20 protein-coding genes and 1 tRNA gene are annotated in these 23,008 nt (G+C 63.1%); 14 read left to right on the forward strand and 7 right to left on the reverse strand.

Features of this window, described 5'->3' with window-relative positions; genetic code table 11:
* Positions 1-10: 10 nt before the first annotated feature.
* A complete protein-coding gene (locus tag PVE73_RS00055; RefSeq protein WP_277367589.1) occupies positions 11-2,278 on the reverse strand; it encodes a long-chain-fatty-acid--CoA ligase in 2,268 nt (755 codons plus the stop codon).
* A 172-nt stretch (positions 2,279-2,450) separates the two neighbouring features.
* Positions 2,451-3,002, reverse strand: coding sequence for a DUF924 family protein (locus PVE73_RS00060; protein ID WP_277364985.1), 552 nt, complete (start codon positions 3,000-3,002; stop codon positions 2,451-2,453).
* Between the two features lie 228 nt (positions 3,003-3,230).
* Between PVE73_RS00060 and PVE73_RS00065 the strand changes: the two genes are divergently transcribed.
* The 5 genes from PVE73_RS00065 (at position 3,231) to PVE73_RS00085 (ending at position 8,637) form a co-directional block, all read left to right on the forward strand.
* Positions 3,231-4,826 (forward strand): ABC transporter substrate-binding protein, encoded by a 1,596-nt coding sequence (locus tag PVE73_RS00065; RefSeq protein ID WP_277364986.1) that lies wholly within the window; start codon positions 3,231-3,233, stop codon positions 4,824-4,826.
* 164 nt (positions 4,827-4,990) lie between these two features.
* Positions 4,991-5,995 (forward strand): ABC transporter permease subunit, encoded by a 1,005-nt coding sequence (locus PVE73_RS00070; protein ID WP_277364987.1) that lies wholly within the window; start codon positions 4,991-4,993, stop codon positions 5,993-5,995.
* Between the two features lie 79 nt (positions 5,996-6,074).
* The gene (locus PVE73_RS00075) at positions 6,075-6,929 is read left to right on the forward strand and encodes an ABC transporter permease subunit (protein WP_277367590.1); all 855 of its coding nucleotides are present in this window, start codon (positions 6,075-6,077) and stop codon (positions 6,927-6,929) included.
* A 2-nt stretch (positions 6,930-6,931) separates the two neighbouring features.
* Positions 6,932-7,786, forward strand: coding sequence for an ABC transporter ATP-binding protein (locus tag PVE73_RS00080; RefSeq protein WP_277364988.1), 855 nt, complete (start codon positions 6,932-6,934; stop codon positions 7,784-7,786).
* Entirely contained in the window at positions 7,783-8,637 is an 855-nt protein-coding gene (locus tag PVE73_RS00085; RefSeq protein WP_277364989.1) for a dipeptide ABC transporter ATP-binding protein, read from the forward strand. The genes PVE73_RS00080 and PVE73_RS00085 overlap by 4 nt, the downstream gene beginning before the upstream one ends.
* 361 nt (positions 8,638-8,998) lie before the next feature.
* On the opposite strand, the gene PVE73_RS00090 is transcribed toward PVE73_RS00085, so the two are convergent.
* The 4 genes from PVE73_RS00090 to PVE73_RS00105 all read right to left on the reverse strand — a co-directional run bounded on the left by PVE73_RS00090 (position 8,999) and on the right by PVE73_RS00105 (position 13,476).
* Entirely contained in the window at positions 8,999-9,505 is a 507-nt protein-coding gene (locus tag PVE73_RS00090; RefSeq protein ID WP_277364990.1) for a DUF1993 domain-containing protein, read from the reverse strand.
* Between the two features lie 193 nt (positions 9,506-9,698).
* Complete coding sequence (locus PVE73_RS00095) at positions 9,699-10,499, reverse strand: xanthine dehydrogenase family protein subunit M (protein WP_277364991.1); 801 nt, start codon at positions 10,497-10,499, stop codon at positions 9,699-9,701.
* A gap of 24 nt (positions 10,500-10,523) precedes the next feature.
* Entirely contained in the window at positions 10,524-12,866 is a 2,343-nt protein-coding gene (locus PVE73_RS00100) for a xanthine dehydrogenase family protein molybdopterin-binding subunit (protein ID WP_277364992.1), read from the reverse strand.
* Between the two features lie 124 nt (positions 12,867-12,990).
* The gene (locus PVE73_RS00105; protein ID WP_277364993.1) at positions 12,991-13,476 is read right to left on the reverse strand and encodes a (2Fe-2S)-binding protein; all 486 of its coding nucleotides are present in this window, start codon (positions 13,474-13,476) and stop codon (positions 12,991-12,993) included.
* A gap of 191 nt (positions 13,477-13,667) precedes the next feature.
* Between PVE73_RS00105 and PVE73_RS00110 the strand changes: the two genes are divergently transcribed.
* Positions 13,668-13,743, forward strand: a tRNA-Thr gene (locus PVE73_RS00110).
* Between the two features lie 308 nt (positions 13,744-14,051).
* On the opposite strand, the gene PVE73_RS00115 is transcribed toward PVE73_RS00110, so the two are convergent.
* Entirely contained in the window at positions 14,052-15,023 is a 972-nt protein-coding gene (locus PVE73_RS00115; protein WP_277364994.1) for a helix-turn-helix domain-containing protein, read from the reverse strand.
* 118 nt (positions 15,024-15,141) lie between these two features.
* Here PVE73_RS00115 and PVE73_RS00120 point away from each other — a divergent pair, with 118 nt between their 5' ends.
* The 8 genes from PVE73_RS00120 (at position 15,142) to PVE73_RS00155 (ending at position 23,008) form a co-directional block, all read left to right on the forward strand.
* Positions 15,142-16,293: a DJ-1/PfpI family protein gene (locus tag PVE73_RS00120; protein ID WP_277364995.1), complete on the forward strand. Its 1,152-nt coding sequence runs from the start codon at positions 15,142-15,144 to the stop codon at positions 16,291-16,293.
* A gap of 109 nt (positions 16,294-16,402) precedes the next feature.
* Positions 16,403-16,606 carry a hypothetical protein gene (locus PVE73_RS00125; RefSeq protein ID WP_277364996.1) on the forward strand — a complete coding sequence of 68 codons (204 nt, stop codon included), beginning with the start codon at positions 16,403-16,405 and terminating at the stop codon, positions 16,604-16,606.
* Between the two features lie 74 nt (positions 16,607-16,680).
* The gene (locus tag PVE73_RS00130) at positions 16,681-17,160 is read left to right on the forward strand and encodes a VOC family protein (protein WP_277364997.1); all 480 of its coding nucleotides are present in this window, start codon (positions 16,681-16,683) and stop codon (positions 17,158-17,160) included.
* Between the two features lie 49 nt (positions 17,161-17,209).
* Positions 17,210-17,653: an SRPBCC family protein gene (locus tag PVE73_RS00135; RefSeq protein WP_277364998.1), complete on the forward strand. Its 444-nt coding sequence runs from the start codon at positions 17,210-17,212 to the stop codon at positions 17,651-17,653.
* A 407-nt stretch (positions 17,654-18,060) separates the two neighbouring features.
* Complete coding sequence (locus PVE73_RS00140; protein WP_277364999.1) at positions 18,061-19,281, forward strand: helix-turn-helix domain-containing protein; 1,221 nt, start codon at positions 18,061-18,063, stop codon at positions 19,279-19,281.
* Between the two features lie 54 nt (positions 19,282-19,335).
* Positions 19,336-19,965 (forward strand): PQQ-binding-like beta-propeller repeat protein, encoded by a 630-nt coding sequence (locus PVE73_RS00145; protein ID WP_277365000.1) that lies wholly within the window; start codon positions 19,336-19,338, stop codon positions 19,963-19,965.
* Between the two features lie 559 nt (positions 19,966-20,524).
* On the forward strand, positions 20,525-21,226 hold the full coding sequence (locus PVE73_RS00150) for a response regulator transcription factor (RefSeq protein ID WP_277365001.1): 702 nt from the start codon (positions 20,525-20,527) through the stop codon (positions 21,224-21,226).
* 12 nt (positions 21,227-21,238) lie between these two features.
* The gene (locus PVE73_RS00155; RefSeq protein ID WP_277365002.1) at positions 21,239-23,008 is read left to right on the forward strand and encodes a sensor histidine kinase; all 1,770 of its coding nucleotides are present in this window, start codon (positions 21,239-21,241) and stop codon (positions 23,006-23,008) included.

Consider the following 23,008-nt stretch of genomic DNA (forward strand, 5'->3'; position numbering starts at 1 on the left):
GCTCGCGCCCCTACCTCAACTCGCGCCGCAGGATCTTGCCAACATTCGTCTTGGGCAGTTCGCTGCGGAACTCCACATGTTTCGGCCGCTTGTAGCCGGTGAGGTTCTCGCGGCAGTAATCGAGGATTTGCTTTTCCGTAAGGGCCGGGTCCTTCTTCACCACGAACACCTTCGGCGCCTCGCCGGAATGCTCGTCCGGCACGCCGACGGCTGCGACTTCGAGCACGCCTGGATGGTGCGCGAGCACGTCCTCAATCTCGTTGGGATAGACGTTGAAGCCGGAGACGAGGATCATGTCCTTCTTGCGGTCGACGATCCTGATATGCCCCGTTTCGTCCATGATGCCCATATCGCCGGTCTTCAAGAACCCGTCGGGCATGATCGCCTTGGCGGTTTCCTCCGGCTGGTTCCAATAGCCGGCCATCACCTGCGGACCTCGAATGCAGATCTCGCCCACTTCACCAAGCTTGACGTCGCGCCCGTGATCGTCGCGGATCGTCACGTCCGTGGAAGGCAGAGGCAGCCCGATGGTTCCAGTGAACTCGTTGCGGTCCAGCCGGTTGATCGTCGCCACGGGCGAGGTCTCGGACAGTCCGTAGCCCTCCGAGATCGTCTGGCCGGTGAGTTTCTTCCAGCGCTCGGCGACCGAGCGTTGCACGGCCATGCCGCCGCCCAGCGTGAAGTCGAGATGCTTGAAGTCGAGCTTCTGGAAATCCGCGTTGTTGAGCAGCGCGTTGAACAGCGTGTTGAGGCCGACGAAGACGTTGAACTCGTACTTACCGAGTTCCTTGACCAGCGCCGGCAAGTCGCGTGGATTGGTGATGAGAATGTTCTGCGCGCCGAGCTTCACGCCCGTCATGGCGTTCACCGTCATCGCATAGATGTGGTACAGCGGCAGCACGCAGATGAAGACCGGCCGCTCCGGCTGCTTCCGGCCGCTAAGATAGGCGGTCTGCAGCCAGATTTCGCTCTGAATCACGTTGGCGAGCACATTGCGGTGAAGCAGCATGGCGCCCTTCGCCACGCCCGTCGTGCCCCCCGTATATTGCAGGAAGGCCAGGTCGTCGAGCGCGACCTCCGGCGGCGAGAAGCGGGCGCCCGCACCCTCGCGCAAAGCCTGGCGGAAGGGCACATGGCCCGGCAGCTCCCACGCGGGCACGAGCTTCTTCACCCGGCGTACCACCAGGTTCACGACGTGCCCCTTGAGCCCCAGCATGTCGCCCATGGTTGCGACCACCACGTGCTTGACGTCGGTCTTGCCGATGGACGCCTGCACGGTCTTGGCGAAGTTCTCCAGGATCACGATCGCTTCCGCGCCGGAATCCCTGAGCTGATGCTCCAGCTCGCGGGGCGTGTAGAGTGGGTTCACATTGACGACCACATAGCCCGCGCGCAGCACCGCCATCATCACGACCGGATACTGCAGCAGGTTGGGCATCATGACCGCCACGCGCGCACCCTTCTGGAGGCCTTTCGATTGCAGGTAGGCCGCGAAGTCCCTGGAGGCCTTCTCCAGTTCGGTGAAGCTGATCGTCTTGCCCATGCAGGTGAAGGCAGGCCGGTCGCCGAACGTGCGACAGGCCTCCAGCAGCATGTCCGGCAGCGAGCTGTGCTGGAATGCGCCGATCTCGGTGGGAATGCCCTCGGGATAGCTCGTGAGCCAAGGCTTTTCCATCGCGCCGGCCGGGGATTTGGCTGCAGTTTTCCTCGAGGTCGTCTTGGCCGAGGTAGAGGCCGCGCGCGTCTTCCGTGTGGACTTTTGCCCTGCAGGGCTTCTCGCCTCCGCAGCGGCGATCGATTCCACGCTGCTCTTCGTCGTCCCACGTGCGGCCTTCTTCCCGGTGCTGGCCCTTGCGCCCGCAGCTTTGGCGGAGGCGGCCATTTTGGCCTCCGCGGGGTTCTCGGCGGGGGATCGTGCGGTGGCGGTCTTGGAAGAGGATCTAGTCGCGCGTTTGCTGGCCGGCTTTGTCGAAGCCGCCGCTGCCGCTTCCTTGCTTCCGTCTTTGGCTGCTCTGCTCCTGGAACCCGCCGTGCCGCTCGTTTGGGCCTTGGCGGCCGCTCCTCGTGTAGCGGTGGTGGAGGATGGCTTCTTCCGTGCGGTTTTTGCGCCTTGCCCTGCCTCCGCTGTGGTTGCCTTCACCGCCGGGTTACCGGCTGTTGTCTTTGCCTTGGCGCTGCCCGACGCATCTTTTGCGGTGCGCGATCTGCTCTTTGCTTCTGCTTTTCCTGCGGGTTTGGCGGAGCTCTTTCGGGTGTTTTCGGCGGTCGCGTCTGCAATGCCGGTCGCCTTTTCCTTGTCGCTGCTGCTGGTTCTCGCCAACTTTCCCTCCCTTGGAACGCCCGTGGTTTTTGTCTGTGCTTGGGCTGCCGTGATCGCAAACCGTCAGACGGATCCTCCGGCGCTTGTCCGCCTCACATTACGGCGACAGCATCCGGCCGGGCAAGGGCCCCTACTGACCGTATCCCTTGTGGCCCTCGAGAAAAGCCAGTTCTTCTTCGGAGCTTGTGCGGCCGAGCGCGCGGTTCCTGTGCGGAAACCGGCCGAAGCGATCGATGATGTCCCGGTGATCGATGGCGTATCGCAGCGCCTCCTCGTTGCCGAGCGCCTTGAACAGCATGACCGCGTGCTCCTGGTCGGCCGAGACCTCCGAATGCATGAACGGCATGTAGAGGAACTGCCTGTGCTCCGGCAGCATGTCGTCGTCGAGCTTCCCGTCTACGGCCTCACGCGCGATGTGCAGCGCAAGGTCGTCGGTCGAGAACGCGTTCGCCGTCCCGCGATAGATGTTGCGGGGAAACTGGTCGAAGAGGATGATCGCAGCGAGTGCCGCCCGCGGGTCTTCCGTCAGACCCGCCGGGAGATTTGCTGCGAGTTGCTGATGCAGCTTCGAGAAGCGGCGGCGGATGGATTCGTCCAGCTCCTTGGAACTGGCGAACCAGCCTTTCTGCCCCACCTCGTCGAACCAGAACGAAAGGATGTCTTCGATCCACTGATCGGTCATGAACTGCTCCCGGTATGGTTGTTGGCGTTGTGAGGCCTGACACCACCAATGTGGTGACGGGTTGTATCGAATGTCCACTTCAATTTCCTTCGCAGATCGAAATTTGCGCAAGGCGACGATTTGTAGGGAGCTGTTGCACGGGGAGTTTCCCTGACGGAAGAACTTTGCTTATATGCGCGCTCAAGAGCCCATGGGAACGGCTCGAAATAACACTCTGGGAGAACCCAAATGAAAACCAAGATGATGTTCGCGGCCGCCCTTCTGGCCGCCACGACGCTGAGCGGCGCGGCGGGCGCGAAGACCTTCGTCTATTGCTCCGAAGGCTCGCCCGAGGGCTTCGATCCCGGCCTCTACACGGCCGGAACGACCTTCGACGCAGCCGCCCACACAGTCTACAACCGCCTGCTCGAATTCAAGCCGGGCACGACAGAGACCGTCCCCGGGCTCGCCGAAAGCTGGGAAATTTCCGACGACGGCCTGCAGTACACCTTCAAGCTGCGCCCTGGCGTGAAATTCCAGACCACGGACTTCTTCACGCCTTCCCGTGACCTCAACGCCGACGACGTGATCTTCTCCTACGACCGGCAGTGGAAGAGCGATCACCCCTGGAATCAGTATGTCGCCGGCGCCTCTTGGGAATATTTCAACGGAATGGGATTCCCGGATCTCATCGAGAATATCGAGAAAGTGGATGACCTGACCGTCCGCTTCACGCTCAAGAACCCGGAAGCGCCCTTCCTCGCCAACGTGGCCATGCCCTTCGCCTCGATCATGTCGAAGGAGTATGCGGACAAGCTTGAAGCCGATGGTCAGATGCAGATGCTGAACCAGCAGCCGCTCGGGACCGGCCCCTTCGAGTTTGTCGCCTATCAGCCCGATGCCGTCATCCGCTATCGCGCCCATGATGCCTACTGGAACGGCGAGCAGAAGATCGACGACCTCGTCTTCGCCATCACCCCGGATGCCTCGGTGCGTTACCAGAAGCTCAAGGCTGGCGAATGCCACCTGATGCCTTATCCGAACGCGGCCGATGTCGCCGAGATGAAGGCCGATCCGAACCTGAAGGTGATGGAACAGGAAGGCCTCAACGTCGCCTATCTTGCCTACAACACGACGCAGCCCCCCTTCGATAAAGTGGAGGTGCGCAAGGCGCTCAATATGGCGATCAACAAGCAGGCGATCATTGATGCGGTGTTCCAGGGCATGGCAACGCCCGCCAAGAACCCGATCCCGCCGACGATGTGGTCCTACAACGACGCCATCGAGGACGATCCCTACGATCCCGAGGCGGCGAAGAAGATGCTCGAGGAAGCGGGCGTTACCAACCTTTCCATGAAGGTGTGGGCGATGCCGGTGAGCCGGCCCTACATGCTCAACGCCCGCCGCGCTGCCGAACTTATCCAGTCCGACTTTGCAAAGGTCGGCGTCGATGTCGAGATCGTAACCTATGAGTGGGCCGAATATCTGGACAGGTCGAAGGAGAAGGATCGCGACGGGGCCGTGATGCTCGGCTGGACCGGTGACAACGGCGATCCGGACAACTTCCTCCACACGCTGCTCGGCTGTGACGCTGTCGGCGGCAACAACCGCGCCCAGTGGTGCAACGAGGAGTTCAACAACCTCGTCATGGAAGCCAAGCAGGCTTCCGACCGCGATGTGCGCACCCAGCTTTACGAAGAGGCGCAGGTGGTCTTCAAGCGCGAGGCTCCCTGGGCGACGCTCGACCACTCGCTGTCGATCGTGCCGATGCGCAAGGAAGTTCAGGGGTTCGTGCAGAGCCCGCTCGGCGATTTCGCCTTCGAAGGCGTTGACCTCGCCGAATAAGCTTCTAATACGAGATAAATCGGGAGGCGCGCCGGGAAACCGGCGCGCTTCTTTTCGGTTTTGAGTAACAAATAGCCCGTTTCGGGCTTTGGGGGCTTGGGGCGGCGTCGCCTTTGCGATCGCTGCTCACGGCCGTGGGTTCAGACTAGGAGATCGAAAGCGTTATGTTCCGGTTCCTGCTCCGGCGGCTTGCGGTTCTCATCCCGACCTTCATAGGCGTTTCCATCATCGCCTTCGCCTTCATCCGTGTTTTGCCGGGCGATCCGGTGATGCTGATGTCCGGTGAAAGGGTGATGTCGCCCGAGCGCCATGAGGCGCTGACACGGGAATTGGGGTTCGACCGTCCGCTCTGGATTCAATATGTCGACTATATCGGCGGGGTCGTCACCGGCGATTTCGGCAACTCCATCGTGACGAAAAGGCCGGTGCTGGACGATTTCCTCGCCCTCTTCCCGGCCACACTGGAGCTTTCGCTCTGCGCCATCGTCCTTGCGATCATACTCGGCGTGCCGTTGGGGGTGCTCGCGGCTGTCAGGCGCGGTTCGTGGCTGGATCAGTCGGTGATGGGCTTTGCGCTGGTGGGCTATTCCATGCCGATCTTCTGGTGGGGGCTTCTGCTCATCATCTTCTTCTCCGGCGTTCTGCAATGGACGCCGGTATCGGGGCGGATTTCTCTTCTTTACTTCTTCCCGCCGGTGACGGGCTTCATGCTGATCGACAGCCTTCTTTCAGGGCAGGACGGTGCCTTTCTGTCGGCTTTGTCGCATCTCATCCTGCCGACAGTCGTTCTCGCCACCATCCCCCTTGCCGTCATCGCGCGGCAGACGCGCTCAGCCATGCTCGAGGTGCTGGGCGAGGACTATGTGCGCACGGCGCGTGCAAAGGGGCTTCCGCCGCGCCGCATCGTCGGCCTGCACGCGCTGCGCAACGCGCTGATCCCCGTGGTCACCACGATCGGTCTGCAGGTGGGAGTCCTGATGGCGGGCGCTATTCTTACAGAGACCATTTTCTCCTGGCCGGGCATCGGCAAATGGATGGTGGACAGCGTTTTCCGGCGCGACTACGCGGTGGTGCAAGGCGGGCTGCTTCTGATCGCCGGCATCATCATGGTCGTGAACCTGATCGTGGATGTGCTCTACGGTCTCATCAATCCGAGGATCAGGCACTGACATGGCTACGAATGTGAAAGACGCCGATGCGGCAATCGGCCTGGAAGGCGGTCCGAGCGTGGCCGCGACCCGCCGCGCGATGCTGGCCGAGTTCTGGTATTATTTCCGTCAGAACCGCGGCGCCCTGCTGGGGCTCTGGGTTTTCCTTTTCATTGCGGTCGTCGCCGTTCTGGCGCCGGTCATAGCCCCTCATGATCCGACCGCGCAGGTGCGCGGCGCCTTCCTTGTGCCCCCGGTCTGGGAGGAAGGCGGCAGCTGGAAGTACGTATTGGGTACCGATGCCGTGGGCCGCGACATCCTCTCGCGTCTCATATACGGCGCGCGCTTCTCGCTCTTCATCGGCGTCGTCGTGGTGACGATCGCCGTTACGGTGGGCGTCATCGTCGGCTTGATCGCCGGCTATTTCCGCGGCGCGGTGGACACCGTCATCATGCGGCTCATGGACATCATCCTCGCCTTCCCGTCACTGCTTCTGGCGCTGGTGCTGGTGGCGGTGCTGGGACCTGGCCTGATGAACGCCATGATCGCGATCGCACTGGTGCTTCAGCCACACTTTGTCCGGCTCACACGCGCCGCCGTAATGGCCGAAAAAAGCAGGGATTACGTGACGGCCGCCCGGGTCGCGGGGGCAGGCAACATACGGTTGATGTTCAAGACCATCCTGCCCAATTGCACGGCACCGCTGATCGTTCAGGCCACGCTGTCCTTCTCCAACGCCATCCTGGATGCGGCCGCTCTCGGCTTCCTCGGCATGGGCGCGCAGCCGCCCACGCCCGAATGGGGCACGATGCTGGCGGAGGCGCGCGAGTTTATCCTGCGTGCCTGGTGGGTGGTCACCTTCCCGGGCCTTGCCATCCTCGTCACCGTGCTCGCCATCAATCTCATGGGCGATGGTCTGCGTGACGCGCTCGATCCAAAACTGAAGAGGTCGTGAGCATGGCTCTGCTCGAGATCGAAAACCTCACCGTCGAATTCGAAACCGCCGGCGGCACGCTGCGCGCCGTGGACGGCATTTCGCTCTCCGTGGAAGAGGGTGAAGTTCTGGCCATCGTGGGCGAGTCGGGTTCCGGCAAGTCTGTTTCCATGCTGGCCGTCATGGGGCTCCTGCCCTGGACGGCCACGGTCACGGCCGACCGCATAACCTTCCAGGGGCGCGATATCCTCAATCTCGCGCCGGCGGACCGCCGGCGCATCGTCGGCAAGGACATCGCCATGATTTTCCAGGAGCCGATCGCCAGCCTCAATCCCTGTTTCACGATCGGCTTCCAGATCGAGGAGATGCTGAAGACGCACACGGATCTCGGCCGCTCGGCGCGGCGCCAGCGCACGATCGAGCTCCTGAGGTCCGTAGGCATCCCGGATTCCGAAGACCGGCTGAAATCGTTCCCGCATCAAATGTCCGGCGGCCAGTGCCAGCGTGTCATGATCGCCATGGCGCTTGCCTGCGATCCAAAGCTGCTGATCGCCGACGAGCCGACGACCGCACTCGACGTGACGATCCAGAAGCAGATTCTCGATCTCCTCATGGACCTGCAGGCCAGGACAGGCATGGGAATGATCCTCATCACCCACGACATGGGCGTGGTGGCGGAGACTGCCGACCGGGTCGTCGTGCAATACAAGGGCCGCAAGATGGAGGAAGCCGATGTGCTTTCCCTCTTCGTCGAGCCGAAGCACCGCTACACCAAGGCGCTGCTTTCCGCCTTGCCGGAGAATGCGGTCGGCGACCGCCTGCCGACGGTGGCCGATTTCGCATTGGAAGACACGCCTTATACGGGAGCTGCCTCATGAGCGAGATCGTGCTCGAGACGCGCGATATCGTGCGCGACTACGAAATCGGCGGCGGGCTGTTCCGTCAGGGTCGCGTGGTCCACGCGGTGAAAGGCGTGAGCCTGAAGCTCAAAAAGGGCAAGACGCTCGCCATCGTCGGTGAAAGCGGCTGCGGGAAGTCGACGCTCGCCCGCATGATCACGATGATCGACGCGCCCACCTCGGGCGAACTCTTTATCGACGGCGAGAAGGTGGACATCGCCAAGGATGGGCTGACGCCGGAACTGCGCCGCAAGGTGCAGATCATTTTCCAGAATCCCTATGGGTCGCTCAATCCGCGCCAGAAGGTCGGCGACGTGCTGATGGAGCCGCTCATCATCAATTCGGACATACCGGCGTCCGAAAGGCGTGAGCGGGCGATGGCGATGCTGAAGAAAGTCGGCCTCGGACCGGAGCATTTCAATCGCTATCCGCACATGTTCTCGGGCGGTCAGCGCCAGCGCATCGCAATCGCCCGCGCCCTGATGCTCAATCCTCGGCTGCTCGTGCTCGACGAGCCGGTTTCCGCGCTCGATCTCTCCGTGCAGGCGCAAGTGCTCAATCTCCTCGCGGACCTTCAGGACGAGTTCGGCCTCACCTATGTCTTCATCAGCCACGACCTCTCGGTGGTGCGCTACATCGCCGACGAGGTGATGGTGATGTATTTCGGCGAGGCGGTGGAATACGGCACGCGCGACGAGGTGTTTTCCAACCCGAAGCACGACTATACGAAAACGCTTTTCGCCGCCACGCCACGCGCCGACCCGGAAGCGATCCGTGCCCGGCTTGCCCGGCGCCAGAAGCAACAGCAACGGTCGGCCGTCGGCGCATGAACCAGGCGGCTCATCGCCGCTACGGACGATCGCTCTTTGGCTAAAGTCGCCGTCACCTGCGGAGTGGACGGGCTTCTGCGCTATGGCGGCGAAATCGACACGCGGTGCGTGCCGTCCGGTTCGCTGCTCTTCTCGATCCTGCGTGAAAGAACATTCGCCCATGTCGCCATGGGCACGCTTGCGGATGAGCCGACAATCCGGCCGAGCGGACACATATTCGTGGGCCCCAAGGTGCGGTACCGATCAACGACGCCTGCCGCAATGTCTTCGTCTCGTCTTCGAGGGGCCGCCGATCGATCGGTCGATCAATAGAGCGAACGGAAAGGCCCAGATGGCCTTTTCCTCACCGGAACCGTTTGGCTCAGCCGCGCCCGAAGAAATCCAACTTGCCCAGGGGCACGCCTTGGTGCCGCAGGATTCCGTAGGCCGTGGTGACATGGAAGTAGAAGTTGGGCATCGCGAAGCCAAGCAGATAATCCTTGCCGGTAAAGGTCATCGAGAAAAGCTGCGTCTTCAGGGTCACCTCGGTCTCCTCGCCCGCATCGATGGCGTGCGGCGGCACCGTCTTCAGGAAGTCCACGGTTTTGGCGATGCGCGCCTGGAGCTCTTCGAAACTCGTCTCCGTATCCGGCATCGAAACGGCCTCGACCTGGGCAACGCGGATGGGGGCGAAGCGTGCCGTGTCGCTCGCCCGCTGGACCTGGGCTGTGAGAGGCGCCATGTCCGGATAGAGCCGTGCTTCGAGCAGCGCCGAATGTGGGATTCCTTTCTCATCCGCGAAAGCGCGGCCTTTGTCGAGGAATTTGGAGAAATGGCCGAACGTGCGGATGAAGACGGGAATGCTGACTTCGTAAAGCGACAAGGGCATGGGACATTCCTCAGGTGCTCGGGATCGAATGCCGGATGGCGGTGCAGGCATTCCTGGGTGGGGCGGCAACCATATTCTGTCACCTGCGGCGGTCAACCGAGCACACGGAGCCTGCTGACAAGCGCCGGCGGCAATCAGGCAAACAAGGCCCCCCCCGTGCGGGCCCCTTCTCATTCGATTCCGAGCGCCTTCCTCAGCCGTTGGCGGCCTGCACCGCGCGCTTCGCCATCACGACGACGAGGTTGGCGCGATATTCGGCCGATGCGTGGATGTCCGACATCAGCCCGTCCGCCGGCACGGAAATGCCGTCGAGCGCTGCCGGATCAAAGGACTGAGCCAGTGTATCCTCAATTGCCGATGCACGGAAGACGCCATCCTCGCCTGCGCCCGTCACCGCCACGCGCACGCCTTCCGGCTGCTTCGCCACGAACACGCCGGTCAGCGCATAGCGCGAGGCCGGGTTCGGGAACTTCGCGTAGCCTGCTTTTTCAGGCGCAGTGAAGGAGACCGCCGTCACGATCTCGTCTTCGTCCAGCGCCGTGCCAAACAGGCCCGTAAAGAATTCGTCCGCGGCAAGTTCGCGCTTGCTCGTGTGAACCGTTGCCTTGAGCGCTAGCAAGGCGGCGGGATAGTCCGCCGCCGGGTCGTTGTTGGCGATCGAACCACCGATCGTGCCCATGTGCCGCACATGCGGATCGCCGATATGACCAGCGAGATGGCAGATCGCCGGGCAGACCGCAGCGAGCCCGCCATGCACAGCCACTTCGGCATGGGTGGTGGCCGCCCCGATGCGCACGTCCCGCCCGTCGACGGTGATGCCCTTGATCTCGTCTATGTGGCGCAGATCGATGAGATCGGAGGGCGCGGCAAGCCTCTGCTTCATCGTCGGGATCAGTGTCTGCCCGCCGGAGACGAATTTGCCGTCATCGGCGTCACCCAGCATTTTCACGGCCTCGGCGACCGAGGAAGCGCGGTGATAGTTGGTCTGGTACATTGGATTCTCCTCTGTGTGCGCCGATCAGTGCTTCCTGAGCGCGTCCCACACCTTCTGCGGAGTGGCCGGCATGGTCAGATCGTTGTTGCCGATCGCATCGGTTATGGCGTTGATAACGGCGGGCGGCGAGCCGATCGCGCCTGCCTCGCCGCAGCCCTTGATGCCGAGCGGATTGCTCGGGCTCGGCGTGACGGTGGTCGATACCTTGAAGGAGGGCACGTCGCTGGCGCGCGGCATGGTGTAGTCCATATAGGACGCTGTCACGAGTTGGCCGGAGGCATCATAGATGCAGCCTTCCAGCAGCGCCTGGCCAACGCCCTGCGTGATGCCGCCATGCACCTGCCCTTCCACGATCAGCGGATTGATGATGGTGCCGAAATCATCCGCCGCGACGAATTGCACGATCTCCGTCACGCCGGTTTCCGGATCGACCTCCACCTCGCAGATGTAGCAGCCCGCAGGGAAGGTGAAGTTGGTCGGATCGTAGAAGGCGGTCTCCTTCAGTCCCGGCTCCATGCCGGCCGGCAGGTTGTGCGCCGTATAGGCTGCGAGCGCCACCTGGAACCACGGCAGACTCCGGTCCGTGCCCGCCACCTTCACCTGGCCGTCCTCGACGACGATGTCGCCTTCATCCGCTTCGAGCAGATGGGCGGCGATCTTCTTGGCCTTGGCCTCTACCTTGTCCAGCGCCTTCACCACCGCCGAGAGGCCGACCGCGCCGGAGCGCGAGCCATAGGTGCCCATGCCCATCTGCACTTTGTCCGTGTCGCCGTGGACGATGGAGACGGAGTCGATCGGCACGCCGAGACGGTCCGCCACCACCTGCGCGAAAGTCGTCTCGTGTCCCTGGCCGTGGCTGTGCGAGCCGGTGAGCACCTCGATCGTGCCGGCAGCGTTCACGCGCACCTCGGCCGACTCCCACAGGCCGACACCCGCGCCCAGGCTGCCCACCGCTTGCGAAGGCGCCAGCCCGCAAGCCTCGATGTAACAGCTCATGCCGATGCCGCGCAGCTTGCCGCGGCGCTTCGCCTCGTCGCGACGCGCGGGGAAGCCTTCATAGTCCGCGGCCTCCATCGCGGCATCGAGCGAGGCCTCGTAGTCGCCCGCGTCATAGTTCATGATCACCGGCGTCTGGTGCGGAAAGGTGCGGATGAAGTTCCTGCGGCGAAGCTCGGCGGGCGGAACGCCGAGCTCGCGCGCAGCCGTCTCCAGCACGCGTTCCAGCAGGTAGGTCGCCTCGGGGCGGCCGGCGCCGCGATACGCATCCACCGGCGCCGTGTTGGTGTAGACCGTGCGCACATTGCAGTGGATGTGCGGGATCGCATACTGGCCCGAGAGCAGCGTGGCGTAGAGGTAGGTCGGCACGCAGGAGGAGAAGAGCGACATATAGGCGCCGAGATTGGCAATGGTGTCGACCTTGAATCCCACGATGCGATTGTCCGCATCGAAGCCCATTGAGACTTCCGTCACATGGTCGCGGCCATGTGCGTCGCACAGGAAGCTCTCCGTGCGGTCGGCCGTCCATTTCACCGGCACGCCGGTTCGCTTCGAGGCCCACAGGCAGGCGATCTCTTCCGGATAGATGTAGATCTTCGAGCCGAAGCCACCGCCCACGTCCGGCGCGATGACGCGCAGCTTGTTCTCGGGGGCGACGTTGTAGAAGGCGCTCATGACGAGGCGGGCCACATGCGGATTCTGGCTCGTCGTCCAGAGCGTAAAATGGTCCTCCGCCCGGTCGTAGTGCCCGAGGGCCGCGCGTGGTTCGATCGCGTTGGGGACCAAGCGGTTATTGACGACCCGCATACGGGTGACGTGCGCCGCCCCCGCGATCGCCCGGTCCGTCGCGGCGCCATCGCCGAGCTCCCAATCGAAGATCAGATTGTTCGGCGCCTCTGGATGGATTTGCGGCGCGCCTGCATCCAGCGCCTTCTGCGCATCGGTCACGGCGGGCAGTTCCTCATACTCCACCGCCACCATGTCCGCCGCGTCGCGCGCCTGCCCGCGGGTCTCCGCCACGACAATCGCCACCGCATCGCCAACGTAGCGCACCTTGTCGGTGGCCAGCGGCGACCAGGCGCCCATCTTCATGGGGCTTCCGTCCTTGGAGTGGATCATCCATCCGCAGATGAGGTTGCCGATACCGTCCGATTTGAGCTCCGGCCCGGTGAGCACGCCGATGACGCCGGGCATGTCGTTCGCGGCCGATATGTCGATCCCCTTGATCGCCGCATGCGCGTACGGGCTGCGCACGAATATCGCATGCTTCATTCCCGGAACGACCATGTCGTCCACATAGCGGCCGAGGCCGGTCACGAACCGCTTGTCTTCCTTGCGCGTCACCCGCGCGCCGATGCCTTCGATTCCCATGAATCCCTCCCGAAACCGGAGCAGCAGGCAGTCAGGCGATAAGGAAGAAAACCGCTAACCTTTCGGCGCCCTGCCAGCCATCTCGCCCGTTCCTGCTGCCTATTGCCCAATTGCCCTACCGCCGTCAGGCGGCCTTCGTCTTCCCGCTCATCGCCTCCGAGGCGGAGAGGATGGCCTTCACGATGTTGTGATAGCCGGTACAGCGGCAGATGTTGCCCTCAAGTTCCCTGCGCACTGTTTTCTCGTCGAGACCCTGTGGATGACGGTGAATCATGTCCACCGCGGCCATGATCATTCCCGGCGTGCAGAAGCCGCATTGCAACCCGTGATGTTCCTTGAATGCGGCCTGCACTGGATGAAGCTGGTTGTCCCCAGCCAGACCCTCGATAGTGACGATCTCCGTGCCGGAAGCCTGTGCGGCAAGCATGGTGCAGGACTTCACGGCTTTCCCGTCCATATGCACGACGCAGGCCCCGCACTGGGAGGTGTCGCAGCCGACATGCGTGCCCGTGAGCCCCTGGTTCTCGCGCAGGAACTGTACGAGCAGCGTCCGGTCTTCCACGCTGCCGGAAACCTCGCGCCCGTTGATGATCATCGCAATCTCTGCCATGGGGCTCCTCCTGCCTTGTTTTGCTCCACCCGCCGCCTCGGGCTGCGAGTCTCAAGACAGATTATCCGAGACGCTGGCAGAGTCCATCGCCATTTCGGGAAGTGGGTGAAGTGGCCGCGCAACTTCACTTGATCTTCCTTCGTGATGCCTGTATCAGGCGGGCACGCAAATGGCCGAGCCTTCCGGCCTGTGCCGCACTAGCTCAGTTGGTAGAGCACGTCATTCGTAATGATGGGGTCGCTGGTTCGAGTCCGGCGTGCGGCACCACCGTCTTCTTTGTCCGCCCCGGACATGAAAATATCCTGTCGATTGGCGCCGGTTCTCCGCATTGCACCCTGGTCCGTGACCACAGAAGGCCGAATTCGCACCGGGAATGCCGGTGAGGGCGCGGGGCTTGGCTCAGGCTGCGCCATTCGCGATCGTTCCAGCGGATCACGCCGTCTTTGCCCATGGCGACCACGTGCGTCGTACCCTTCCACACCCGCATCGACCGCTGCCCGGCCGAATGGAGGGTCAGGGCTCGCGGATCGCCGCCTCACGAAGCCGGCCCCGGGTTGCTGCTAAACAGCAACTCCTCAAAGTCCGGCATGCATCTCGCGGAACAAGCCCGGCGGCACGCCGAACCTCCGAGCGAACGCCTCTGAAAGACGCGCAGCCGGGAACAGGCCGACCTGCGCCGCCACCGTTTTGAGCGAAAGGCCGCGCGAGAGCAGCATGCGCGCGGCATCGAGCCGCGCGGTCTCGACGAACCGGGCAGGTGTTTCTCCTGTCGCTGCTACGAATTTGCGATGGAAGGTCCGCTCGGTCAGGCCGGCGCGATCCGCCAGCGAGGGTACGTCCAACGGCGCGTCGAGGTTGGACTGTATCCATCCGATCAGGTCGGCGAATGGGCTGTCACCCTTCACCTGCGCTTTGAGGACCGGGCTGAACTGAGACTGGTAACCGGGGCGCCGGGCGTAGAGGATCAGCCGTTTCGCGACTTCTCCAGCGATGGTTGCGTCAAGATCATTGGCGATCATGGCCAGCGCCATGTCGATGCCGGTGGTCACGCCGGCCGATGTCCACAACCGACCGTCGACCACGTAGAGCGCATCCGGATCGACTGTGACGGCCGGAAAGGTCTCGGCGAGCGGTTTGCAGGAATCCCAGTGGGTCGCTACGCGATGGCCGTCGAGCAGGCCGAGCGCCGCCAGAAGGAAGCCGCCGCTACAGACCGACCCGAAGCGTTGGGCCTTCCCGGCCAGTCTCGGAAGCGCGGCACGAAGGACCGGATCCGCGACAGCCGGTAGGAGTTGTTCCCGTTCTGCGCCTGCGACCAGAACGGTCTGAGCTTCCCCCGGCTCGACATCCGAAATCGCCTTTGTTTGGGCGACAACTCCACTGCTGCTTTCGATTGCGCCGCCTTCGGCCGATACGAGATCGGCCTTGTAATAGGCAGGTTGTCTTTGCTGTCCCAGAGCCCGGTTGGCGCCGTTGAAGACCGCTGCGGGCCCGGCGGTATCGAGCAGTTCGAAGCCTGGATAGACGATGAAGATGACCTGATGCATTGGCAGGAATTACCATATCTTTGTCATTTCTGCCATATTCCGCTTCAGATAGATTTCCAGTTCAACAGAGATGCTTGTCGCCTGACGGCACGTCCATCCTTGCTGGAGAGAGGCAGCCATGTCGAAATCCATCTTCATCTGGGGCGGTATCGCCGCCGTCTTCCTTGGCCTGACCGGCTTTGCCGGCTGGGCTTTCAGCCTTCCCACAGCAACCGTTGCGGCCAAGCCTCCGCCGGTGCCCCGGGAGGAGGCAGAGGCTATGCTCGCATTGCTCAGACCCGAAGGAGGCGAGCGTCCGTTGATTGCGGTTGTCGGTATTAACGACGCAACCGAGACCACCGACTATCTCGTGCCAACGGGCATCCTGCGGCGGGCCGGTGTGGCTGACGTCGTAATGCTGGCAACTGGCCCGGGTCCGGTGCAGCTCTATCCCGCACTCAAGGTCGAGCCCGATGCGACGATTGCCGAGTTCGACGCCGCGCATCCGCAAGGAGCCGACTACGTCATCGTCCCCGCCATGAGCCGCGATGACGATCCGGCGGTGCTCGCCTGGCTCCAGAGCCAATCCCGCAAAGGCGCAAGGATCATCGGTGTTTGTGCAGGTGCGAAGGTGGTCGGCGCGGCCGGCTTGCTCGATGGCCGTCGGGCCACGACCCACTGGTACTATGTCGGCGAGATGCTCGATCGCAACCCGACGATCGACTATGTCGCGAACCGGCGGATGGTCGCCGATGAGGGCGTTGCGACGACGACCGGCATTACCGCATCCATACCGATGATGCTGACGCTGATCGAGGCGATCGCCGGACGAACGCGGGCCGAGGAGGTCGCGCGCGACCTCGGCCTCGAAACCTGGGATTCACGACATGCGAGCGGTGCATTCCAGCTCACCCGCTCCTTCGCGACGACGGTGTTACTCAACCGCCTTGCCTTCTGGACTCACGAGGAGTTGGGAATCCGGCTTGAGGCGGCCATGGACGAGGTCTCGCTCGCGTTGGTGGCCGATGCCTGGTCGCGGACCTACCGCTCCAGCGCCATGACATTTGCTAGCTCAAGGCCAGCGGTCATGACCGCCAACGGCGTCCGCGTCTTGCCAGATCAGAACACAACTGACTGGGCAGAAGAACGTCGCGTTGCGACCTTCCCTGACTATCGGCCGGCCGACGCGCTGGATCACGCGCTTGAGGCCATCGCCAGGCGCTATGGCGAACGCACGACCAATGTCGTTGCGATGCAGCTCGAATATCCGCGCTCCGGCGAGGTCCGATGAAGGATTCGGTTCGCGAAGTTCCGCGGCCGAAAAAAAGAGGCTGGTTGTCGGGAGACGCGCCCGTTGTTCGTCCTCGGGTCGCGAAGCAACGAATACAGGTGGAAGATCCATGAGAAAGATCAGGATCATCGGACACATCTCTCTGGACGGCTTGGTCCAGGCGTCTGGCGGATCAGACGAAGACGGAGATGGCGATTTCGAACATGGCGGTTGGATTGTGCCGCATTCCGAACCGGCCGTGGGAGAGGCCATCGCTGCAACTCACGACAAGGCCTTCGATCTACTGCCTGGCCGCCGCACCTATGACATCTGAAGCGGCTATTCGCTGAAGACTGAGGTCTCGCAAACGCGGCGCGAACAAATACCCCAAAACCGAGGAGACCAGATATGACCAAACTCGTGACCTGCCTGTGGTTCGACCACGGCGAAGCAAGCAAGGCAGCCGCATTCTATGCCGCCACCTTTCCGGACAGTCATGTGGATCGGGTGAATGCGTCCGCATCCGACTATCCCGGCGGCAAGGAAGGCAATGAACTGACCGTCGAGTTCACCGTGCTCGGCCGGCCGTTCCTGGGCCTGAACGGCGGCCCGAATTTCAAGGCGAACGAATCCGTCAGCTTCATGGCGCTGACCGAAGATCAGGAAGAGACTGATCGCTACTGGAACGCCATCGTCGAAAACGGCGGCGCGGAGAGTGCCTGCGGCTGGTGCAGGGACCGCTGGGGCTTCTCCTGGCAGATCACGCCGAAGCGGCTGATGGAGCTGACGACCAATCCCGACCGCGCCAAGGCCAAGCGCGCGATGGAGGCGATGATGACGATGAAGAAAATCGACATCGCGGCGCTGGAAGCCGCAGTAGCAAGGTAACCGGCCCGGGGCCACGACGCCTTGGCGAGATCAATGAATGGAGATTATCATGCCGAACACCGTTAAACTGCACCGGGTCTTCGCCACCAAGCCCGAAAAAGTCTATCGCGCATTTCTGGAACCTGACGCGGTTGCGAGTTGGCTCCCGCCCTTCGGCTTCACCTGTACCGTCCATGAGCTCGAGGCGAGGGAGGGGGGCAAGCATAGAATGTCCTTCCGGAACTTCACGACCGGGCAAAGCCATTCCTTCGGCGGCACCTATCTGAAACTCGTTCCCGGCGAGACGCTCGTCTACAGCGATGTCTTCGACGATCCGAACCTTCCGGGCGAGATGAAAGTGACCGTCACGCTGAAGGCCGTTTCAGTCGGAACGGAAATGACGGTGGTTCAGGAGAACGTGCCCGATCTGATCCCCCTCGAAGCATGTTATCTCGGTTGGCAGGAGTCGCTGCGCAAGCTTGCCAAACTCGTCGAGCCGGAAATCACGCAATGAACTGACGGCGAATTCCAACTGCAACAACAGATCACCACCGCCACTATGATCGCTGATCGAACGCGTCTGGAGAAGCGGCCCTTAGCAGCGCTTCATCGACGCGTTCGATCCGTTTGCCCAATCAGCAGGAGCGCGCGGTTCATCTTCCAGGCAGCGGCACCGGATCGCTCCGCGGACGCGGCTTTCTCGCCGGGTCTTGATTATCCACCAGCCGGAGAGGCCTTCGGTTGTGGTCAGGGCCCGATAGGCATCTTCCGGAGACGACGATTTCATTCGGACCCTGTGCAAGATGTCCGGCATTTGCGATTCTCCTTCCGGTCAGCTTCCCTAGACTCCTGCCAAGTGGTCGTGAGGTAGCCTAGGACCGGGCGTCGAAATCTGGAGGTGACAAGCGTGACGGGATTGCGATGGATTCGCTGATCACGGCCGCAGCGCGTGCGCTCGCCGCGGGCGATCCTCTCGGCGCACTGAATCGGGTGGCCCTGCGCGACGACGCGCCCGCGCTCGCGCTTCGGGGCATCGCGATGGCGCAGCTCGGAGATCTCGTTCGGGCGAAGGTCCTGTTGAAAAGCGCGGCCCGCGCCTTCGGCTCCAGAGAGGCGGTGGCGCGTGCGAGGTGCATTATTGCCGAGGCCGAGGTGGCGCTCGTCTCACGCGACCTCAACTGGCCTCGGAGAGCGCTCGACGTGGCGAGGGCAACGCTCGAAGCGCATGGTGACGGCGCGAACGCCGCGCATGCGCGGAATCTGGAAATCCGACGCCTGCTCCTGATCGGCCGCCTCGAGCAGGCCGAGCGCATGCTCGGCGAACTCGATCCCACGTGGCTCCCACCCGCATCGAGGGCCCTCCACGAACTGGCGGTCGCCGGCATCGCGGTACGGCGCATCCGGACGCAGGCTGCGCGCGCAGCACTCGCTCGGGCGGAGCGGGCCGCGCACGAAGCCGGCATTCCCGCGTTGACGGCGGAGGTTGAGAGCACATCCCTCGTCTTGAATACACCCGCGGCACGCCTGATCTCGCGCGGCAGGGAACGCCTCCTCCTGCTCGAAGAGGTTGAAGCGCTTCTGGCTTCAGGAGCCCTGGTGGTGGACGCCTGCCGCAATGTCGTGCGTGACGCCGACAGGATGGTCTCGCTCGCGACGCGCCCGGTCTTGTTCGCGCTTGCACGCGCGCTGGCCGAAACCTGGCCAGGAGATGCGCCAAGGACCACGCTCCTTACGCGGGCCTTCCGCGCCAAGCACGCCGATGACTCGCATCGCGCGCGGCTGCGGGTCGAGATCGGAAGGCTTCGTGCCGAGCTTCGGACGCTGGCGGATGTGGTCGCAACCAGCCGCGGCTTTGCGCTGGCACCGCACCGTGCGCGCGCGGTCGTCGTGCTGGCGCCGCCTGTCGAAGAGCGGCATGCGGCGGTGCTCGCCTTCCTTGCCGACGGCGAGTCGTGGTCGAGTTCAGCCCTCGCGATTGCGCTCGGGACGAGCCCCCGTACCGTGCAGCGGGCGCTCGAGCAGCTTGCGGCGGCAGGCAAGGTGCAGTCTCTCGGTCGGGGACGGGCGCGACGCTGGATGACTCCGCCGGTACCGGGATTCCCGACGGTTTTGTTACTCCCCGGCCCGTTGCCGGGTGATTAATATCTTTTCACGATAGTCTGACCTGAAAGGCTTGGAGAGCTCCAGGATGAAACCATGAAACGATCTTCTGCCGAGATCCTTCGCGAATACGGACCCTTTCCGGGTGTCGACAACGTGCACGGTGTCACCTTCGACGGTCAGCACGTGTGGTTTGCGTCCGGAGACAAGCTGAACGCCGTGGATCCGGCGAGCGGGAAGATGGCGGGCTCGATCGATGCCGCCGCGCATGCGGGAACGGCCTTTGACGGGCAGCACCTGTTCCAGATCGCAGAGAATCGCATCCAGAAAATCGACCCGAAGACCGGCCGCGTGCTCGCCACGATCCCCGCACCGGGCGGCGGCGGCGACTCGGGCCTGGCTTGGGCCGAAGGGTCTCTCTGGGTGGGACAGTATCGGGAGCGGAAAATCCACAAGGTCGACCCCGAGACCGGAGCGATTCTTCGCACCATCGAATCCAACCGCTTCGTCACGGGGGTCACCTGGATGGATGACGAGCTCTGGCACGCCACCTGGGAACGTGACGAGAGCGAATTGCGGCGAATCGATCCCGAGACGGGAGACGTCCTGGAGAGACTCGAAATGCCCTCGGGAGCCGGCGTATCGGGACTCGAATCCGATGGCCGCGACCGATTCTACTGCGGGGGCGGAAACAGCGGGAAAGTGCGGGTCGTCCGCCGGCCCTGAGTTGCCTGTGGCGCTTCGGGGCATGTGCGGCCATACCTCTCCGCCCGGCAGTCCCTTCCCGGTCCGTAGCGGAAACACCACGTCCTGCGCTGATCTGCCCCGAGCCAAGGTCCGGGAACAGGCTCAGTTCGGCGGAAATTCATGGAGCCGGTTATCGTCATCTGCCTGCCTGAGAAGGGTTCGCGCCAGCTTTTGCGCCCCTGCACCGCTCGGATGGCCGCTATGTCGCACGCTGTCCACGCTGCGCGGCAGCCGAGCAGGATGCCCCCGAGCCCGGCGGTTTGACAGCCGCTCCCTATCAGCGCATAAGGCCCGGAGCAGGCTGCCGCGGGATCTGGAATCGTTGCTTGGCGCCTGGGAAAGTCGCTTCGACAGGGCGGGAACAAACGCTTCACGCGCTCCCGACCCGGGCCGTTAACCCTTGCGTGAAACGGTCGCACCAAACACTCCGAAGTGACTTGGTTTGGAGAATGTGCCACATTTTGTACCCAATTTGTCCTGCATCTGCCGCCTCTGAGCAGCAGAAGGGACGCCGCCCATGATGAGGGAGCCACTAGACATGGCAACAATCGCGCTCGTTGATGACGACCGGAACATCCTTACGTCCGTCTCAATCGCGCTGGAATCGGAAGGCTATCGCGTTGAAACCTATACGGATGGGGCGTCAGCTCTGGAGGGGTTGAGCGCCCGTCCGCCCACGCTTGCAATCCTCGACATCAAGATGCCGCGCATGGACGGCATGGAGCTTCTGCGCCGGCTGCGCCAGAAGAGCGACCTTCCGGTGATCTTCCTTACTTCCAAGGACGACGAGATCGATGAACTCTTCGGCCTCAAGATGGGCGCCGACGACTTCGTCCGGAAGCCTTTCTCGCAGCGGCTGCTGGTCGAGCGCGTGCGCGCCGTCCTTCGCCGGGCGAGCGCCCGCGAGAATACCACCAAGGCGCCTGACAAGCAGTCGCGCTCCCTCGAGCGCGGCCATCTGGTCATGGACCAGGAGCGGCATACTTGTACGTGGAAGGAGGAGCCCGTCACGCTTACGGTCACCGAATTCCTGATCCTTCACGCGCTGGCGCAGCGCCCGGGCGTGGTGAAGAGCCGCGATGCGCTGATGGATTCAGCCTATGATGAACAGGTCTATGTGGACGACCGAACGATCGATAGCCACATCAAGCGGCTGCGGAAGAAATTCAAGTCCGTGGATGGCGAGTTCGATATGATCGAAACGCTTTACGGCGTCGGTTACAGGTTTCGCGAGGTATAGCAGCGTTCGTGGATGGCCATCGAGGCACAAGATAAACGCACATCGGCGGGGCAGGCGAAGGCGGGGCGTTCCACGCCCTGGCTGCTTGGCCGGCTTGCGGTGCCCCTCCGCCGGGTGCTGGGGCACTATATGTTCTCCAGCCTGACCCGGCGGATCCTTATTCTCAACTTCACGGCCATCGGCGTTCTCGTCGTCGGTGTCCTTTATATCAACCAGTTCCGCGACGCGCTGGTTGAAGCACAGATCGAAAGCCTCAGGACCCAGGGCCGCATCATCGCCGGCGCCATCGCGGCCTCCGCCACGGTGGAGACGGATGCGATCCTGATCGATCCGGAAAAGCTCCTGGAAATGCAGGCCGGGGAGCAGCTGCCGCCCGGATCCGATCAGCTCGAGAGCCTGGAATTTCCGATCAATCCGGAAAAGGTCGCGCATCTGCTGCGGCGCCTGATCAATCCGGACAGGACGCGCGCACGCATCTACGACCGCGACGCCAACCTCGTGCTCGATTCGCGCCAGCTCTATTCGATCCTCCGCTATCAGCTGCCCGGCGTGGATGGTGAGGAGAAAAGCTTTTTCGAAAAGCTGACGGAACGGATCGGCGCGATGTTCCAGGCCAACGACCTGCCCATCGACCGCGAACAGCCGGGTGGCAGCGGCGTGGCCTATGAAGAGGTGATGTCCGCACTCAAGGGCGGCGAGCCGGAAGCCGTGCGGCGGCGCAGCCCGGAAGGGGAATACATCATCTCCGTCGCCGTTCCCATTCAGCGCTACCGAGCCGTCGTCGGCGTGCTCCAACTTTCCACGCAAGGCGACATCGACCGCATCATCGCCGAGGAACGCCGAGCGGTTCTGCGCGTTTTCGCCGTCGCCGCGGTGGTCACCGCGATCCTGTCCCTGCTGCTTGCATCCACCATCGCCAATCCTCTTCGCAGGCTCTCGGCGGCCGCGATACGCGTGCGCCGAGGAGCCGGCACCCGCGAGCAGATTCCCGACTTCTCGCACCGCCAGGATGAGATCGGAAACCTCTCGATCGCGCTGAGGGATATGACCAAGGCGCTCTACGCGCGTATCGATGCGATCGAGAGCTTCGCGGCGGATGTGGCGCACGAGCTGAAAAACCCGCTCACCTCTCTCGGAAGCGCGGTGGAAACCCTGCCTCTCGCCAAGGATCAGCGCTCGCGCGACAGGCTGATGGAGATCATCCAGCACGATGTCCGCCGGCTCGACCGGCTAATCACGGACATCTCCGATGCTTCCCGGCTCGATGCGGAATTCGCGCGCGAGGATTCCGAACCCATCGACCTGCAGAGATTTCTTCGCGATCTCGTTGCCGGCGCACGCGACATGGGCGGCAAGAAGAAACAGGTCGACATCGAGTTCAAGACCGAGGGGAAGACCGGGCAGAATTTCATCGTCGAGGGTCATGATCTGCGGCTCGGCCAGGTGGTGACCAATCTCATAGAGAATGCGCGTTCATTCGTGCCGGAAGAGGGCGGGCGGATCACGCTCACCTTGTCGCGCAGCCAGCACCGTATCATCCTGACCGTCGACGATAACGGACCCGGCATCCGCGCCGACAATATCGAGCGCATCTTCGAGCGCTTCTATACCGACCGTCCCGTCGGTGAGGCATTCGGCCAGAACTCCGGTCTCGGCCTTTCCATCAGCCGCCAGATCATCGAGGCACATGGCGGCACGCTGACGGCGGAAAACGTCCCCGGCTCCAAGCCCGGGGAGGTGCGCGGCGCGCGGTTCGTGATCTCCCTCCCGGCGGAAGGGTGA

Source organism: Chelativorans sp. AA-79 (assembly GCF_029457495.1).
In the GTDB taxonomy this organism is placed as follows: domain Bacteria; phylum Pseudomonadota; class Alphaproteobacteria; order Rhizobiales; family Rhizobiaceae; genus Chelativorans.

Excerpts from the sequence above, each read along its gene's own strand:
- PVE73_RS00060 (WP_277364985.1), bottom strand. The coding sequence starts at position 3,002 with ATGACCGATCAGTGGATCGAAGACATCCTTTCGTTCTGGTTCGACGAG.
- PVE73_RS00065 (WP_277364986.1), top strand. The coding sequence starts at position 3,231 with ATGAAAACCAAGATGATGTTCGCGGCCGCCCTTCTGGCCGCCACGACG.
- PVE73_RS00070 (WP_277364987.1), top strand. The coding sequence starts at position 4,991 with ATGTTCCGGTTCCTGCTCCGGCGGCTTGCGGTTCTCATCCCGACCTTC.
- PVE73_RS00075 (WP_277367590.1), top strand. The coding sequence starts at position 6,075 with ATGCTGGCCGAGTTCTGGTATTATTTCCGTCAGAACCGCGGCGCCCTG.
- PVE73_RS00080 (WP_277364988.1), top strand. The coding sequence starts at position 6,932 with ATGGCTCTGCTCGAGATCGAAAACCTCACCGTCGAATTCGAAACCGCC.
- PVE73_RS00085 (WP_277364989.1), top strand. The coding sequence starts at position 7,783 with ATGAGCGAGATCGTGCTCGAGACGCGCGATATCGTGCGCGACTACGAA.
- PVE73_RS00090 (WP_277364990.1), bottom strand. The coding sequence starts at position 9,505 with ATGCCCTTGTCGCTTTACGAAGTCAGCATTCCCGTCTTCATCCGCACG.
- PVE73_RS00095 (WP_277364991.1), bottom strand. The coding sequence starts at position 10,499 with ATGTACCAGACCAACTATCACCGCGCTTCCTCGGTCGCCGAGGCCGTG.
- PVE73_RS00100 (WP_277364992.1), bottom strand. The coding sequence starts at position 12,866 with ATGGGAATCGAAGGCATCGGCGCGCGGGTGACGCGCAAGGAAGACAAG.
- PVE73_RS00105 (WP_277364993.1), bottom strand. The coding sequence starts at position 13,476 with ATGGCAGAGATTGCGATGATCATCAACGGGCGCGAGGTTTCCGGCAGC.
- PVE73_RS00115 (WP_277364994.1), bottom strand. The coding sequence starts at position 15,023 with ATGCATCAGGTCATCTTCATCGTCTATCCAGGCTTCGAACTGCTCGAT.
- PVE73_RS00120 (WP_277364995.1), top strand. The coding sequence starts at position 15,142 with ATGTCGAAATCCATCTTCATCTGGGGCGGTATCGCCGCCGTCTTCCTT.
- PVE73_RS00125 (WP_277364996.1), top strand. The coding sequence starts at position 16,403 with ATGAGAAAGATCAGGATCATCGGACACATCTCTCTGGACGGCTTGGTC.
- PVE73_RS00130 (WP_277364997.1), top strand. The coding sequence starts at position 16,681 with ATGACCAAACTCGTGACCTGCCTGTGGTTCGACCACGGCGAAGCAAGC.
- PVE73_RS00135 (WP_277364998.1), top strand. The coding sequence starts at position 17,210 with ATGCCGAACACCGTTAAACTGCACCGGGTCTTCGCCACCAAGCCCGAA.
- PVE73_RS00140 (WP_277364999.1), top strand. The coding sequence starts at position 18,061 with ATGGATTCGCTGATCACGGCCGCAGCGCGTGCGCTCGCCGCGGGCGAT.
- PVE73_RS00145 (WP_277365000.1), top strand. The coding sequence starts at position 19,336 with ATGAAACGATCTTCTGCCGAGATCCTTCGCGAATACGGACCCTTTCCG.
- PVE73_RS00150 (WP_277365001.1), top strand. The coding sequence starts at position 20,525 with ATGGCAACAATCGCGCTCGTTGATGACGACCGGAACATCCTTACGTCC.
- PVE73_RS00155 (WP_277365002.1), top strand. The coding sequence starts at position 21,239 with ATGGCCATCGAGGCACAAGATAAACGCACATCGGCGGGGCAGGCGAAG.